Source organism: Rhodococcus sp. OAS809 (assembly GCF_040546695.1).
GTDB lineage: Bacteria > Actinomycetota > Actinomycetes > Mycobacteriales > Mycobacteriaceae > Rhodococcus_F > Rhodococcus_F qingshengii.
Map to the genome: position 1 here is coordinate 6,072,024 of NZ_JBEPOI010000002.1, position 14,633 is coordinate 6,086,656.

Sequence of the window (14,633 nt, forward strand, 5' to 3'; positions counted from 1 at the left end):
GATGACATACGACGACAGGTACGACCGGAACGACAGGTACGAGGACGACTACCAGTACCAGGAATATCAGGACTATCAGTACGAAGACGATTACGACTATCCCGCCGACAAACGACAATGGCTGCTGGTCCGCGCTCTACGCGCCCTGAGTGGCACCGTGGCGGCCGGAATCGTGGTCTTGACACTCGTGATCATCGGTTCGGCATATCTGGGCGGCAACCGCGGATTCCCGGGTCCGGGAACAACGTCGATCACCGCGCACATTGCGGCCTCGGTGGTTGCTCTCGCCGCGCAGATCTGGTGCGACCGCAGGAGGGGTATCGCGGCGGTTGCCGGATCGGTGGTCGTGCTCGTGGTGGCAGGGCTGTTGTTGGTGACGCAGTGGTGGGGATGACTGGGTGGGGATGACACGGTGGGGATGACTGGGTGGGGATGACACGGTGGGGATGACGGCTCGGGTTCGAGTGTGGTGAGGAATCCGACCGCTTGGAGGATTTGATTGTGATCCGACTCTGGTGGCAAACTGGAGTTACTTCGAGGCGGCGCCACAGCCCGGCCCCGAAGTGCAGGTTTCGTCAGAATTTCTCCCGAAACCTAGATTGCATGGATACGCCAGGGCTCACCCGCCCCACACCATGACGCTTCGGATGTATTGCGGCCCACTTTCTCGCGCACGCCGAATGCTCTTCTTCTCAGTAGTCGTTCGCGGAAGAAATGATCTCTGACCGTTGTGAACGTGGTTTCGCAGCGGTCCGAAGGATTACTTCCCAGTAACCCAGCCCCGCTTGAGGCTGGACTAATCAGGAGTGTCATCGTGTCCCTCGTGACTGAAGCCATCAACGTACCCAAGGTCGAGTTGACCGACGAAGAAATCTTTGCCGCTCACGTCGGTGGCAAGCTCTCGGTCGAGACCACAGCACCGCTCGATACGCAGCGGGCCCTCTCGATCGCCTACACGCCGGGTGTTGCTCAGGTGAGCCGCGCCATCGCTGCAGACGAAACCCTCGCCGATCGATACACGTGGACCAACCGACTCGTCGTCGTGGTCAGCGACGGCACCGCGGTTCTCGGACTCGGCGACATCGGCCCTCGCGCGTCGCTGCCCGTCATGGAGGGCAAGTCGGCGCTGTTCAAGAACTTTGCCGGACTGAACTCCATTCCGCTGGTTCTCGACACCAAGGATCCCGACGAGATCGTCGAGACACTCATCCGACTGCGTCCGAGCTTCGGCGCGGTCAACCTCGAGGACATCTCGGCGCCGCGTTGCTTCGAGATCGAGAAGCGCGTTATCGAAGCTCTCGACTGCCCTGTCATGCACGACGATCAGCACGGAACCGCCATCGTGGTACTCGCTGCCCTCAAGGGCGCCGTGAAGGTCCAGAGCCGCGACATCACCACGCTCAAGGTCGTCATCTCCGGCGCCGGCGCTGCGGGTGTTGCCTGCGCGAACATCCTGCTCGCCGCCGGAATCAGCGACGTCATCGTGCTGGACTCGAAGGGCATCATCTCGGGTGAGCGCAGCGACCTCAACGACGTGAAGGCAGAACTCGCGGCCCGCACCAATCCCCGTGACCTGCATGGTGGTGCCATCGAGGCTCTCGAAGGTGCTGACGTGTTCCTCGGTGTCTCGGCGGGCAAGATCCCCGAGGAGCTCATCGCTTCGATGGCTCCCGAGTCGATCGTGTTCGCACTCTCCAACCCGGACCCGGAGATTCACCCCGAAACCGCGTCGAAGTACGCGGCGATCGTGGCTACGGGTCGCAGTGATTTCCCGAACCAGATCAACAATGTTCTTGCCTTCCCCGGTGTGTTCAAGGGCGCGCTCGACGCCGGCGCCCGTCGCATCACCGAAGGTATGAAGCTCGCTGCCGCCGAGGCAATCCTGTCGGTGGTCGGCGACGAGTTGGCGGCGGACAAAATCGTCCCCAGCCCACTCGACCCTCGCGTGGCACCCGCAGTAGCGGAAGCCGTCGCGGCCGCAGCGCATGCTGAGGGCGTGACCAGCTAAGAGGGACTACGAAAGCCCCGATCGGAACCCGCACACAAGGTTCCGATCGGGGCTTTTTCGTGTGTACCGAGAGCTACAGACGAGTGAGGTCGGGTGTTCGGCGCAGCCTGCCGGTGCCGGGAACCGATGCCCAGACCACCAGCGCCAGTAAGCCGTCCACGACGAGAGCCACAACCGCGACCAGGATTGCGCCGACGACGACTCGGTCGTACTTGTAGAGTGCGAGACCGTCGAAGATGTACCGGCCGAGGCCGCCGAGGTTGACGTAGGCGGCGACCGTTGCCGTGGCAATCACCTGCAGTGTCGCGTTACGCAGTCCGCCGAGAATCAATGGCAGCGCGTTGGGTATCTCGACGCGGAAGAGCACTTGGAGTTCGGTCATACCCATCGCCCGCGCGGCCTCGACGACGCCGCGGTCGACGCTGGCGATTCCGGCGTACGTGCCGGCGAGGAGTGGGGGAATGCCGAGGATGACGAGGGCGAGAATCGGTGGCATCACTCCCAGGCCCATGAGAAGAACAAGGAAGGTCAGCAGGCCGAGAGTGGGCAGTGACCGCAGTGCGTTGACCAGACTGACGACCACGATCTCACCGCGACGCAGATGGCCGATGAGTAACCCGATGGGCACCGCGATCACGGCCGAAAGTGCCACGGCCAGAACGCTGTACCAGAGGTGCTGGAGGATGCGGGTGCCGATTCCGGTGTCGCCGCTCCAATTGCCGGGATCGACGATGAAGTCCCAAGCTCCGGTGAAGATGCTCATACGGGTTCCCCCTCGGCCGACAGGACGGCGGGAACCTTCGACGAGGTCGACGTTCTGGTCCACGGGGTCAGGAATCGGCCGATCAGATACAGGATCAGATCGAGCGCCAGTGCCAGCACGACGATCGCGATGATGCCCGCAACGATCTGGTCGGGATAGTCGCGGTCGTAGCCTTGTTTGAACAGGACTCCAAGCCCGCCGATTCCGATCAGAGATCCGACTGACACCAGCGAAATATTGGTAACGGCAATAACTCTGATGTTCGCGATCATCACCGGCAGCGCCAATGGCAACTCGACCGTCAGAGCGCGTCGTAGTGGTGTGAAACCGACGGCGGTGGAGGCGTCGATGACGTTGTCCGGCACCGAGTCGAGTGCTTCGGGTACTGCCCGGATGAGCAGTGCCGTCGCATACACGCTGAGTGCGATCACGACGTTGAGAGGATCAAGGGTCTTGAGTCCGAACAACTGGGGGATGGTGACGAACAGCGCGAGCGACGGAATCGTGAACGCAATGCTCGCCAGGGTCAACGTGATTCGGCGCAGCCATCTGACGTTGCGGATCGCTGTTCCGACCGGAACGGCAATCAGGAGACCGATCAGCAAAGGAAGCAGTGCCAGATACAGATGGGTCTTCGAGTAATCCACGACCGTCGAGAAATTGTCGATGAGCCAGCGCATGCCGCTACGACCCGAATCCCTCGGTGAAGGCGACGCGGTTGCGTTCCTCGTCCTCGCGTCGACGCTGATCTGCCAATTTCGCCACGACTTCGGAACCGAGGATCCCGCCGATGACCGCGCCCTCGCCGTCGACGGCAACGCCGATACCGGAAGGCGACGAGATTGCCGCATCGAGTGCTTGGCGGAGATCGCCGCCGGGGGAGAACAGCGAACCACCGGCAGACGTCGACTGAGCAAGGGTTCGTCCCGAGCGCAGGCCTTCGACGCCGGTTACGTCGATCCATCCCTGCGGAGTTCCGTTGTCCGTGACCACGAGAACCCATTCGCCCAATTCGAGACGCAGAGCCTTCAATTCGTTCTCGACGGCCGTGCGTACAGGGTGCAACGGAACCTCGTCGGCAGCGCGGAACGACAATCCCCGATATCCGCGATCGCGTCCGACAAATCCGGCGACAAAATCCGTTGCCGGTGCAGCCAACACGTCGCGAGGTGCCGCCACCTGCTGAAGCCGCCCGCCGGGACCGAAGACGGCAATGTGATCACCGAGTTTGACTGCCTCGTCGATGTCGTGGGTGACAAAGACGATCGTCTTCTTCAGTTCGCTTTGAAGACGGAGCATTTCGGTCTGCAGATCCTCACGCACGACGGGGTCGACGGCGCTGAAGGGCTCGTCCATCAACAGGATCGGCGGATCGGCAGCCAATGCTCGCGCAACTCCCACACGTTGTTGCTGCCCACCCGAGAGTTGCCCGGGATAGCGGGTGGCAAGGGAGATGTCCAGACCGACTCGTTCGAGTACCCCCAACGCGGCTTTACGGGCGGCGCGGCGGGACTCACCGCGCAGCACCGGAACCGTTGCGACGTTGTCGATCACGGTGCGGTGCGGAAGCAGGCCGGCGTTCTGGATGACGTACCCGATACCGAGACGCAGTTTCACCGCGTCGGTCTGGGCGATGTCACGACCGTCGACGAAGATCTTGCCCGACGTCGGTGTGATCATCCGGTTGATCATGCGCATCGACGTCGTCTTGCCGCATCCGGACGGCCCCACGAACACCGTGAACGACTCGGCCTCGATGGTGAGATCGAGACGGTCGACGGCGGTGGTGCCGTCCGGATACTGCTTGGTGACGCCCTCGAAGGTGATCACGTGACTACGAGACCGGCTTGTCGAGGCCCTGCGCCGTCACCCACGCCTTGGCCGCCGCTGCCGGCTCCGTCTTGGTGTCGCCGGACACCTGGACGTTGAGTGCCAACAACTCTTCGGTGGTGAGCTTGGCGGACACCGCATCGAGGACTGTCTTCAACTTGTCGGAAGACTTCGACGCGCGCAGCACCGGCACCACGTTCTGAGCCGGGAAATTGTTCTTCGGGTCTTCGAGAACCACGAAGTTGTTCTCCGGGATGGAGGCCGACGTCGTGAAGATGTTTGCCGCGGTGATGTCACCGGAGGAGAGAGCCTTCACGGTTGCCGGTCCGCCGCCGTCGGCGATCGGAACGAAGTTGGCTGCCGAGATGTCGAGGCCGTAATTGGACTTCAAACCGGGCAATCCGGCTGGACGTTCCTGGAACTCGGCCGGAGCACCGAACTTGACCTCGGCGGAATGCGGAGCCAGATCGGCGATCGTCTTCAGGTTCCACTTGTCAGCGGTTTCCTTCGTGACGACGACGGCGTCCTTGTCCTCGGCGGATGCCGGCGTCGCAATTGCCAATTCCGACCCGAGAGCTGCGGGAAGAGCAGCGAGGACGTCAGCGGAGCTGGTGGCCGTGCTGTCGGGATCCAAGTACTGCAGGAGATTTCCCGTGTAATCCGGAATGACACTGATGGACCCGTCCTTGAGTGCCGGAATGTACGCCTCGCGGCTGCCGACGTTGAACGACGTGGACACATCGAACCCGTTGACACGCAGTGCTTCGGCGTAGATGTTGGCGATCGTCTCGGATTCGGTGAAGTTGGCGGAGCCGACGACGATCGCGTTGGGATCGCTGTTGGAGTCACCGTCGCTGCTACCGCACGCTGTCAGTGCAGTCAGAGAGACAACGGTTGCCGCGGCTACGAGCCAACGGTTGGAACGAAATCGTGAGGTGCGCATGAGCGTCCTTCCGGTTTTTCGGGCGTCCCGTGTTTCGGGCGTCGGAAACCATTCCCTTGTGGCGAAGCCACCCGAGTGACTTCGACGGCGCCGCCACCGAGTGGCTGCGTCAGGACTGGTTACCGCGCATCGCCCGACAAGTGTAACGATAGGTACCGACATGGCACGGTTTTCGATCCATGGGATTGGATGTGAGGATTTCGGTGAAGAGCACACGCACGAAGTATTCGACTGTTGTTGCAGCACTGATGGTCCTGCCGATTCTCAGCGGATGCGCAAACGGTGATTCGGTGGTAGAGGGTGCCGAAGCGGAGTCTCGTGACCAGATCGTGGTGGCTGCTGACGCATCGGTGGAGAGTTCGGTGTTGGCCGAGGTGTATTCGACGGTGCTCTCCTCCTCCGGCCTGTCGGCTCGCGTCGAATCGGTGGGTGGTGGCCGAAACCAATCACTCGAGGCTCTGGACGCAGCGCGAGTCACTTTGGTGCCCGAGTTCACCGGCGCGCTGCTCGATCACTACGACCCGTCATCCCCGGCCCGCAAGGCCGACGACGTCTTCGAAGCCTTGAGTCGCTCTCTGCCGGAGGGTCTTTCGGTCTCCGACTATGCGATGGCCGAAGATCGTGCGGTCCTCGCACTCGACACCGGATACGCACAGTCGTTGGGAGCGAAGACGATAGAAGCCTTTGCTCCTTCGTGTGCCGCGGCGACGCCGCTCGTCTCCGCGAGATTCGTCGAGGACGGGGCAGTAGAACAGTTGGCCGAGGGCGCCGAGTGTGTCTTCGCCGGTGTCGATCAGGCAACGCCGGCAGACGTACCCGGTGCACAAGTATTCGGAACCACGACGCTGTCGGCGTTGGCACAATCCGATGCCGTCACAGTGCTCGCTGATTCGAATCACGTTCTGGCTGCGCAGAATGTCGTTCCGCTCTTTCGAGCGGGCGCACTGGGAGATTCGGCTGTCAAGGCGCTCAGCGTCGTTGCCGGTGAACTGTCCACCACCGATCTCGCCGCAATGATCGAGCAGGTGCGGACCGGCAAGGCGTCAGCCTCGGAAGTCGCCCGAACCTGGTGGGACACCCGTCAGTGACATGGACGGAGTGGGCCACCCGTCAGTGACATGGACGGAGTGGGCCACCCGTCAGTGACTGTTCGAGCCCACTGCTGAACTCGAATCATCCTTGGCACGAATCAGTTTCGATGCGATGAACTGGCCGAGGTCGGAAACGGCGTCTGCTGCTTCCTTCACCAGTGACGCCTGTGCGTGAGCCACGTGCCACAGTCGCGCGTACTCCACCAGGGACACGTCGACGCCGGCAGCGGAGAGCTTGTCGGTGAACGTCATGATCTGCGGGTAAAGGACTTCCTCGGAACCGACGTGAATCCTGGTGGGTGGCAACCCGTCGAGCTTGCCATGCATCGGTGCGTAGCCGGGATCAGTACGGTCGCCTCCGGCAAGGTAGGCGTCGGCGGCGTCGAAGGACCACGCTGTGTTGACCACCAGGTCGGCCTTTTTGGTAGCACCCCGATCGCCGGGATCGACCCACGGTGAGATCAGGGCAAGCGCGCCGGGGGTCACGCCGTGACGCTCGATCAGACGGATAGCGGTCGCCGCGGCCAGGCCGCCACCGGCCGAATCGCCGGCGATGGCAACGCGGTCTTCCGAATAGTCGAACTCGGTGACCAACTGCATGAAGGCTGAGACCGCGTCGTCGAGAGCGGCGGGATACGGATTCTCCGGCGCGAGACGGTAGTCCAAGGTGAAGACCGCACTGGACGACTCACGGGCGAGATGAGCTGCGAGAGAACGGTGTGTGGACAGCGAACCCAGCGTGTACGCCCCGCCATGCAGGTAGAGAACTGCGGTGGGGCGCTCGGTTGCGCCGACGGTGATCTTCTCTGCCGGTCGGCAAGCCAGCTCCAGCGGGCGCACGACGGCGCCCGCTGGAACCTGCTGTAGCGGTGCCCCGGCCTCGAGCAACAGACGTTGAATCCGATACGGCAGCCGCGAGTTGAAAGCCAGACGGAAGTACGGCTTCAACAAGAATGCGACCACGGGCAGCGGAAGGGTGAACGTGCTCACCGGCAGGGCTCCTGACTCTTTGTGCGAACTGCGCTGTGAAACGAACTGCGCTGTGAAACGAACTCAGCTGGACTTGGGCATCATTCGGCCGGCGACGATCGCGACGATGCGCTGGTAGCCCGATCCTACGAGGCGAACCCAGGCGTCGAGTGCGATTGCGTCCATCCCGATGAGAACTCGCGGCTTGCTCTTCCGAACACCGTTGACGATCGTCTTGGCGGCATCTTCCGGAGTGGTGCGCGCGAGCTTGCGGTCGAAGAACTCGGAGAAGACCGCAAGATCTTCACCCGGGCCTGCGGTGGCGTTGCGTGCGATGGCGGTCTTGATTCCGCCCGGGTGCACACAGGTCACCTTCACCGGGTGCTTGGCGATCAGCATTTCCTGGCGAAGCGACTCGGTGAAACCGCGAACGGCGAACTTGGCCGAGTTGTATGCGCTCTGACCCGGCATCGACAGCAGACCGAAGAGGCTCGACACGTTCACGATGTGCCCGTCGCCGGATGCGATGACGTGGGGGAGGAATGCCTTGGTGCCGTTGACAACTCCCCAGAAGTCGACGTCCATGACACGTTCGAAGTCCTTGAATTCGGACTTCTCGAAAGTGCCGTGGTAGGCGATTCCGGCGTTGTTGTAGATCTGGTTGACCTTGCCGAAATGGGCGACAACCGCGTCGGCGTACTCGAGAACCGCTTCGCGCTGGGTGACGTCGAGATGGTCCGACTTCACCTCGGCGCCGATGGCTTCCACCAGACGCGTTGTCTCGGCGAGCCCGATGGTGTCCACGTCGGAGATTGCCAACTTGGCGCCCTGGCCGGCCAGGTTCAGTGCTAGTGCGCGACCGATGCCCGATCCCGCTCCGGTGATGACTACGACCTTGCCTGCAAAATCACTCATTGTGCTACTGCCTTCTCGTCGTCGAGGTCGATCTGTGAAGTGGTCGCGGTGCCGACGGCGCCGAGATCCGAGGTGGCGACGCTGCGGTATGCCGCGAGGTCGAAATGCTTGGTGGCATTGCGGAACTGGAAGGTGAAGCCAGGCCACAGGGTGGTGTTGTTTCCGTGCTTGTCCATGTACCAGCTGGCGCAACCGCCGTTGTTCCACACGCTCTTGGACATAGCTGCCTGCAGGTCCTTGTTGTACTTGTCCTGCTTGTCCTTGCGCACCTCGATGGTGCCGATGTCGTACTTGTCGATGGTGGCGATCGCGTCGACCAGGTAGTTGATCTGCGACTCGATCATGAAGACCATCGACGAATGTCCGAGGCCGGTGTTGGGTCCGACGAGGAAGAACATGTTGGGGAAGTTGGCAACTGCCGCGCCCTTGTATCCCTGCATGCCGGTCTCTTCGAAGACCTCGGCGAGCGAGCGTCCGTCCTTGCCGAAGATTCCCGCGAAGGTGGGGGAGTCGGTGACGTGGAATCCGGTCGCCACGACGATGGCATCGATCTCACGCGTGGTGCCGGTCTTCGAGACGATCCCGTTGGCGGTCACCTCTTCGATGCCTTCGGTCACCAGGTCGACATTGTCCTGGGCGAGGGTGGGGAAGTAGTTGTTCGAGATCAGCATGCGCTTGCAGCCGATCTGGAAGTTAGGCATGACCTTCTTACGAAGATCCTTGTCCTTGATCTGAGCCTTCAGGTGACGCTCGGCGGCGAACTGCAGCGGCTTCATGAAGACCGGCGCCTTGGCCAGGCCGACGACCTGCGTCTCTCGCATCCAGTAGATACCGGTACGGCACAACTTCTGGAAGCCGGGAAGGTACTTGAACGCGAGGTGCTCGATCTTGGTGTACTCGCGGTCTGCGCGGGGCAGGATCCACGGCGCCGTGCGCTGGTACACGTCGAGATGCGAGACCTTCTTGCCGATGGCCGGCACGATCTGGATGGCCGAGGCGCCGGTTCCGATGACGGCCACACGCTTGCCGGTCAGATCGGCGTCGTGGTTCCAACGCGAGGAGTGGAAGATCTCGCCCTTGAAGCCGTCGATGCCCTTGATGTCCGGAAGTGAAGGCTCACACAATGCGCCGACGGCCGAGACGACGATCTTTGCGACGAATTCGCCCTTGTTGGTGCTGACGTGCCACCGAGCAGACGCCTCGTCCCAGCGTGCGGAGAGAACGTCGCAGTCGAAGATGTGCTTGTCGAGCACCTTGTGGCGGTTGGCCACCGACTGGATGTACTTGTAGATCTCGGGCTGAGTGGAGAAGGAGCGCGTCCACTCCGGATTGAGTGCAAAAGAGTACGAGTACAAATGCGACGGCACGTCACACGCGGCGCCCGGGTAGCTGTTGTCACGCCAGGTTCCGCCGACGTCGTTGCCGCGCTCGAGAACGACGTAGTCCGTGATGCCGGCCTGTGCCAGTTTGATCGCCGCACCGAGACCGGCGAAACCACTGCCGATGATCAGTGTGCCGACGTGGCGAGTATCCGCGGCAGGTGCTGAGGTATCTGTAACTGGAAGACTCATGTAGGGAACGATATGCCTTTATTGAGTCACGGTCAATAGCTTATTGACGAATATTCAGTAGTCTATTGGGCATGGACGCAGTAAAGCGAACGCGGCTCGACCCTGCGCAGCGCCGAGCGCAACTCATCGACCTCGGGGCGCGGATGCTGGCCGAACGGCCGCTCGAACAGATTTCCGTCGAGGACATCGCCGATCAGGCTGGTGTCTCGCGGGGGCTTCTGTTCCACTACTTCGCGTCGAAAAGCGAGTTCCATCTGGCGATCGTCCGACACAGCAGTGAACAGATGCTCCAGCGCACCGAGCCGAGCGAGTCGGACGATCCGATGCTCACCCTCCGCTCGGTGCTGGCGTCGTACGTCGACTACGTGACCGAGAACCGCAATACCTACGTCTCGCTGCTCCGGGGGACCGCCAGCGGGGATCCGCAGATGCGTGAGGTGTTCGAGCAGACTCGCGACATCATGGCCAAGAGAACCCTCGATCAGCTCCCGAAGATCGGCCTGACTCGAACACCTCAGGTGGAGTTGGCCGTTCGCGGTTGGATCGCGTTTGTCGAGGAAGCCACCATCAGTTGGCTCCGAGCGCCCGCCATCACCCGCGAGGAACTGATCGACCTGACGGTTCAGTCGTTACCTGCGTTGGCACTGGCCGCCGTCGGCTTCGATGCCGGGCCGGATCTGGGTCTGCTGCAATCGAATTGACGTGAACGCAGAAAGGCCGGGCCCCACACTCCTTGCGGAATGTGGGGCCCGGCCCTTGTCAAATTACTGAGATCAGTTGGTCGGCAGGAACGCCTCGTCCAAGATCTCCTGCTGCTCCACCGCGTGGACCTTGCTCGATCCCGAAGAGGGAGCGGACATCGGACGACGCGAGATGCGCTTGATACCGGTCAAGGTCTCCGGCAGAAGGTCCGGCAGAGCCAGCCCGAGGAACGGCCACGCACCCTGGTTTGCGGGCTCTTCCTGGACCCAACGGAACTGATCCGCATTCGGGTAACGGTCCAGGGTCTCCTTGAGGCGACGCTTCGGCACGGGGTAGAGCTGCTCCATGCGCACGATGGCGATGTCGTCACGCTCGTCCTTGTGCTTCTTCGCCAGGAGTTCCCAGTACAGCTTGCCGCTGACCAGCAGAACCCGCTTGACCGATTCGCGTGCGCTTTCGCCGCTCTCGTATGCCGGCTCCTCGAAGACCGAACGGAACTTGCCCGTCGTGAAGTCCTCGACGTTGCTGACGGCAGCCTTGTTACGCAGCATCGACTTGGGCGTGAAAACCACCAGCGGACGGCGGATGCCGTCGAGGTGATGGCGACGCAGCAGGTGGAAGTAGCTGGCCGGAGTCGACGGAACCGCAACGGTCATCGAGCCTTCTGCACACAGCTGAAGGAAACGCTCGATGCGACCGGAGGTGTGGTCCGGACCCTGACCCTCGTGACCGTGCGGCAGGAGCAGCACGACGTCGGAGAGCTGACCCCACTTGGCCTCACCCGAAGAGATGAACTCGTCGATGATGGTCTGCGCGCCGTTGACGAAGTCACCGAACTGCGCTTCCCACAGGACCAGAGCGTCGGGGTTACCGACCGAGTAGCCGTACTCGAAGCCCAGACCTGCGTACTCGGTGAGTGCGGAGTCGTAAACCATGAACTTGCCGCCGTTTTCGGCGTCGGCAGCGATCTTGGCGATCGGGCTGTACTCGTTGCCGGTCTTGCGGTCGATGAGGACCGAGTGACGCTGCGTGAACGTTCCTCGCTTGGAGTCCTGACCCGCGAGGCGGATCAAGGCACCCTGCTCGGCCAACGAGCCGAACGCGAGCAATTCTGCGAACGCCCAGTCGACATGTCCCTCACGGGCCATCTCGCGGCGCTTCTCGGCAACCGGCTTGACGCGCGGGTGAACGGTGAAGCCCTCGGGGACGTTGACGAACGCATCACCGATGCGCTCGAGAACCTCGGGAGCGACAGCCGTGGTCAGGCGAGCCGGGGGAGTCTGGTCGAGTTCGACGGACTCGGACGGTTCGGGCTGGAACTTCTCGAGTTCACGGACCTCGTTGAAGACCCGTTCGAGCTGGCCCTGGTAGTCGCGAAGTGCGTCTTCGGCTTCCTTGAGCGAGATGTCACCGCGGCCGATAAGGGACTCGGTGTAGCTCTTACGAACGCTGCGCTTGGTGTCGATGACGTCGTACATGGCCGGCTGGGTCATCGACGGGTCGTCGCCCTCGTTGTGACCGCGACGGCGGTAGCAGATGAGGTCGATGACAACGTCCTTGCCGAACTTCTCACGGAAGTCGACGGCCAGCTGAGCAACCCAGACGCAAGCCTCGGGGTCGTCGCCGTTGACGTGGAAGACCGGTGCGGCGATCATCTTCGCGACGTCGGTGCAGTACTCGGACGAGCGTGAATGTTCCGGAGCGGTGGTGAAGCCGACCTGGTTGTTCACGACGATGTGCACGGTGCCACCGGTGCGGTAACCGCGAAGCAGCGAGAGGTTGAGCGTCTCGGCGACAACGCCCTGACCGGCGAATGCAGCGTCACCGTGCAGCATGAGCGGCAGGACGGTGAAGCCTTCTTCACCCTTGTCGAGGATGTCCTGCTTGGCGCGGACCAGGCCTTCGAGAACCGGGTCGACGGCCTCGAGGTGCGACGGGTTTGCGGTCAAGGAGACAGCGATGTCGTTGTCACCGAACATCTGGATGTACGTTCCGCTGGCACCCAAGTGGTACTTCACGTCGCCGGAGCCGTGAGCGGCTGCCGGGTTCATGTTGCCCTCGAACTCCGTGAAGATCTTGGAGTACGGCTTGCCGACGATGTTGGCAAGCACGTTGAGACGGCCACGGTGCGGCATGCCGATGACGACCTCGTCGAGCTGGTGCTCGGCGGCCTGGTCGATCACGGCGTCCATCATCGGGATGACGGCTTCGGCGCCTTCGAGCGAGAAGCGCTTCTGGCCGACGTACTTGGTCTGCAGGAACGTCTCGAAGGCCTCGGCGGCGTTGAGCTTGCTCAGGATGTACTTCTGCTGAGCGACCGAAGGCTTGGCGTGATGGCCCTCGACGCGGTCCTGGATCCACTGACGCTGATCCGTCTCGAGGATGTGCGTGTACTCGACGCCGACGTGGCGGCAGTACGCGTCGCGCAGCACGCTCAACACGTCGCGCAGCTTCATCTTCTCTTGACCGTGGAAGCCGCCGACCTTGAACTCACGGTCCAGATCCCACAGCGTCAGGCCGTGGCTGATGACGTCGAGGTCGGGGTGGCTGTGGAACTTGTCCTTGACGAACTGCAACGGGTCCGTGTCGGCCATGAGGTGGCCGCGGTCACGGTATGCAGCGATCAGTTCGAGAACGCGGGTGTTCTTGTCGACAGCGCCTTCCGGCACGTCCTTGCGCCACCGCACCGGCTCGTACGGGTTGCCGAGCGCGTGGAAGATCTCGTCGTAGAACTCGTCGCTGATCAGCAGGTTGTGGATCGTGCGCAGGAAATCGCCCGACTCGGCACCCTGGATGATGCGGTGATCGTAGGTCGAGGTGAGAGTCATCAACTTGCCGACGCCCATCTCGGCCAGCTTCTCGTCGCTGGCGCCCTGGAACTCGGCGGGGTATTCCATCGCGCCGGCACCGATGATGGCGCCCTGGCCCTTCATCAGGCGAGGAACGGAGTGAACCGTGCCGATACCGCCCGGGTTGGTCAGCGAAATGGTGACGCCGGTGAAGTCTTCGCCGGTGAGCTTGCCTTCACGGGCGCGTCGGACGATGTCCTCGTATGCCGCGTGGAACTGGACGAAGTTCATCGACTCGGTGTTCCGGATGGCGGCAACTACCAGTGAGCGGTTGCCGTCCTTTCCGGGAAGGTCGATCGCGAGTCCGAGATTGGTGTGCTCGGGCGTGACCGCGTTCGGCTTGCCGTCGATTTCGGCGAAGTGCCGGTTCATGTTGGGGAACGCGTTGACTGCCTGGACGATCGCGTAACCCAAGAGGTGGGTGAACGAGATCTTGCCGCCGCGGGTACGCGCGAGGTGGTTGTTGATGACGATGCGGTTGTCGAACATCAGCTTCGCGGGGATGGCACGCACGCTGGTTGCAGTCGGGATCTCGAGCGAGAGCGACATGTTCTTGACGACTGCGGCTGCGGCGCCGCGGAGAACCTTGGTTTCCTCGGCTCCGCCGGCAGGGGCGGGCTTCGCAGTAGCGGCCGCGGGCTTGGCTGCTGCGGGCTGGGCCGGGGCGGCCTTGGCGGCGGGCGCTGCCGTCTTCGCGGGGGCCGGAGCGGCAGCCTTGGCAGCCGGCGCAGGAGGTGCGGTCTTGGGGGCGGGAGGCGTGGCCTTGGGAGCAGCAGGCGGAGCTACAACAGCGGCGGGTGCAGCCGCGTTGCCGTTCGAGGCAGTCCCGTTTCCACCTCCCGTGTTCGCCGAGTCCGGCGAGTAATCGGTCAAGAATTCGTGCCAACTGGGATCCACGGACGACGGATCGTCCTGGAAGCGTTGGTACATCTCGTCAACCAGCCACTGGTTCTGTCCGAATTGGGATGTAGAACTGCTGCTCACGGCAGGTG

At 62.5% G+C, this 14,633-nt stretch carries 12 protein-coding genes; 4 read left to right on the plus strand and 8 right to left on the minus strand.

Annotation, left to right across the window (positions count from 1 at the left end; all coding sequences use genetic code 11):
• The first annotated feature begins 1 nt into the window (after nucleotide 1).
• Nucleotides 2-394 (plus strand): hypothetical protein, encoded by a 393-nt coding sequence (locus tag ABIE52_RS31595; protein ID WP_007736120.1) that lies wholly within the window; start codon nucleotides 2-4, stop codon nucleotides 392-394.
• Nucleotides 395-814: 420 nt separating this feature from the next.
• On the plus strand, nucleotides 815-2,008 hold the full coding sequence (locus tag ABIE52_RS31600) for an NAD(P)-dependent malic enzyme (RefSeq protein WP_003945072.1): 1,194 nt from the start codon (nucleotides 815-817) through the stop codon (nucleotides 2,006-2,008).
• A 73-nt stretch (nucleotides 2,009-2,081) separates the two neighbouring features.
• On the opposite strand, the gene ABIE52_RS31605 is transcribed toward ABIE52_RS31600, so the two are convergent.
• The 4 genes from ABIE52_RS31605 to ABIE52_RS31620 are packed head-to-tail and all read right to left on the minus strand — an operon-like array spanning nucleotide 2,082 to nucleotide 5,544.
• Nucleotides 2,082-2,771, minus strand: coding sequence for an ABC transporter permease (locus ABIE52_RS31605; protein WP_003945081.1), 690 nt, complete (start codon nucleotides 2,769-2,771; stop codon nucleotides 2,082-2,084).
• Nucleotides 2,768-3,451 carry an ABC transporter permease gene (locus ABIE52_RS31610; RefSeq protein WP_007736121.1) on the minus strand — a complete coding sequence of 228 codons (684 nt, stop codon included), beginning with the start codon at nucleotides 3,449-3,451 and terminating at the stop codon, nucleotides 2,768-2,770. Before ABIE52_RS31610 ends, ABIE52_RS31605 begins: the two co-directional genes overlap by 4 nt.
• Nucleotides 3,452-3,455: 4 nt before the next feature.
• Nucleotides 3,456-4,601 (minus strand): ABC transporter ATP-binding protein, encoded by a 1,146-nt coding sequence (locus tag ABIE52_RS31615; protein ID WP_003945084.1) that lies wholly within the window; start codon nucleotides 4,599-4,601, stop codon nucleotides 3,456-3,458.
• A 4-nt stretch (nucleotides 4,602-4,605) separates the two neighbouring features.
• On the minus strand, nucleotides 4,606-5,544 hold the full coding sequence (locus tag ABIE52_RS31620) for an ABC transporter substrate-binding protein (RefSeq protein WP_003945094.1): 939 nt from the start codon (nucleotides 5,542-5,544) through the stop codon (nucleotides 4,606-4,608).
• 203 nt (nucleotides 5,545-5,747) lie between these two features.
• Between ABIE52_RS31620 and ABIE52_RS31625 the strand changes: the two genes are divergently transcribed.
• The gene (locus ABIE52_RS31625) at nucleotides 5,748-6,632 is read left to right on the plus strand and encodes an ABC transporter substrate-binding protein (RefSeq protein WP_007736124.1); all 885 of its coding nucleotides are present in this window, start codon (nucleotides 5,748-5,750) and stop codon (nucleotides 6,630-6,632) included.
• A gap of 51 nt (nucleotides 6,633-6,683) precedes the next feature.
• Here the strand turns inward: ABIE52_RS31625 and ABIE52_RS31630 are convergent, their stop codons facing one another.
• From ABIE52_RS31630 to ABIE52_RS31640, 3 genes are all read right to left on the minus strand, one after another.
• Nucleotides 6,684-7,625: an alpha/beta hydrolase fold domain-containing protein gene (locus tag ABIE52_RS31630; protein WP_007736126.1), complete on the minus strand. Its 942-nt coding sequence runs from the start codon at nucleotides 7,623-7,625 to the stop codon at nucleotides 6,684-6,686.
• Between the two features lie 63 nt (nucleotides 7,626-7,688).
• Nucleotides 7,689-8,519: an SDR family NAD(P)-dependent oxidoreductase gene (locus ABIE52_RS31635; protein WP_007736128.1), complete on the minus strand. Its 831-nt coding sequence runs from the start codon at nucleotides 8,517-8,519 to the stop codon at nucleotides 7,689-7,691.
• Nucleotides 8,516-10,090, minus strand: a complete 1,575-nt coding sequence (locus tag ABIE52_RS31640) for a flavin-containing monooxygenase (RefSeq protein ID WP_003945071.1) — start codon at nucleotides 10,088-10,090, stop codon at nucleotides 8,516-8,518. Before ABIE52_RS31640 ends, ABIE52_RS31635 begins: the two co-directional genes overlap by 4 nt.
• Before the next feature lie 71 nt (nucleotides 10,091-10,161).
• Here ABIE52_RS31640 and ABIE52_RS31645 point away from each other — a divergent pair, with 71 nt between their 5' ends.
• Nucleotides 10,162-10,791, plus strand: coding sequence for a TetR/AcrR family transcriptional regulator (locus ABIE52_RS31645; RefSeq protein ID WP_007736130.1), 630 nt, complete (start codon nucleotides 10,162-10,164; stop codon nucleotides 10,789-10,791).
• Between the two features lie 72 nt (nucleotides 10,792-10,863).
• On the opposite strand, the gene ABIE52_RS31650 is transcribed toward ABIE52_RS31645, so the two are convergent.
• Entirely contained in the window at nucleotides 10,864-14,625 is a 3,762-nt protein-coding gene (locus tag ABIE52_RS31650; RefSeq protein WP_037126710.1) for a multifunctional oxoglutarate decarboxylase/oxoglutarate dehydrogenase thiamine pyrophosphate-binding subunit/dihydrolipoyllysine-residue succinyltransferase subunit, read from the minus strand.
• Nucleotides 14,626-14,633 lie beyond the last annotated feature (8 nt).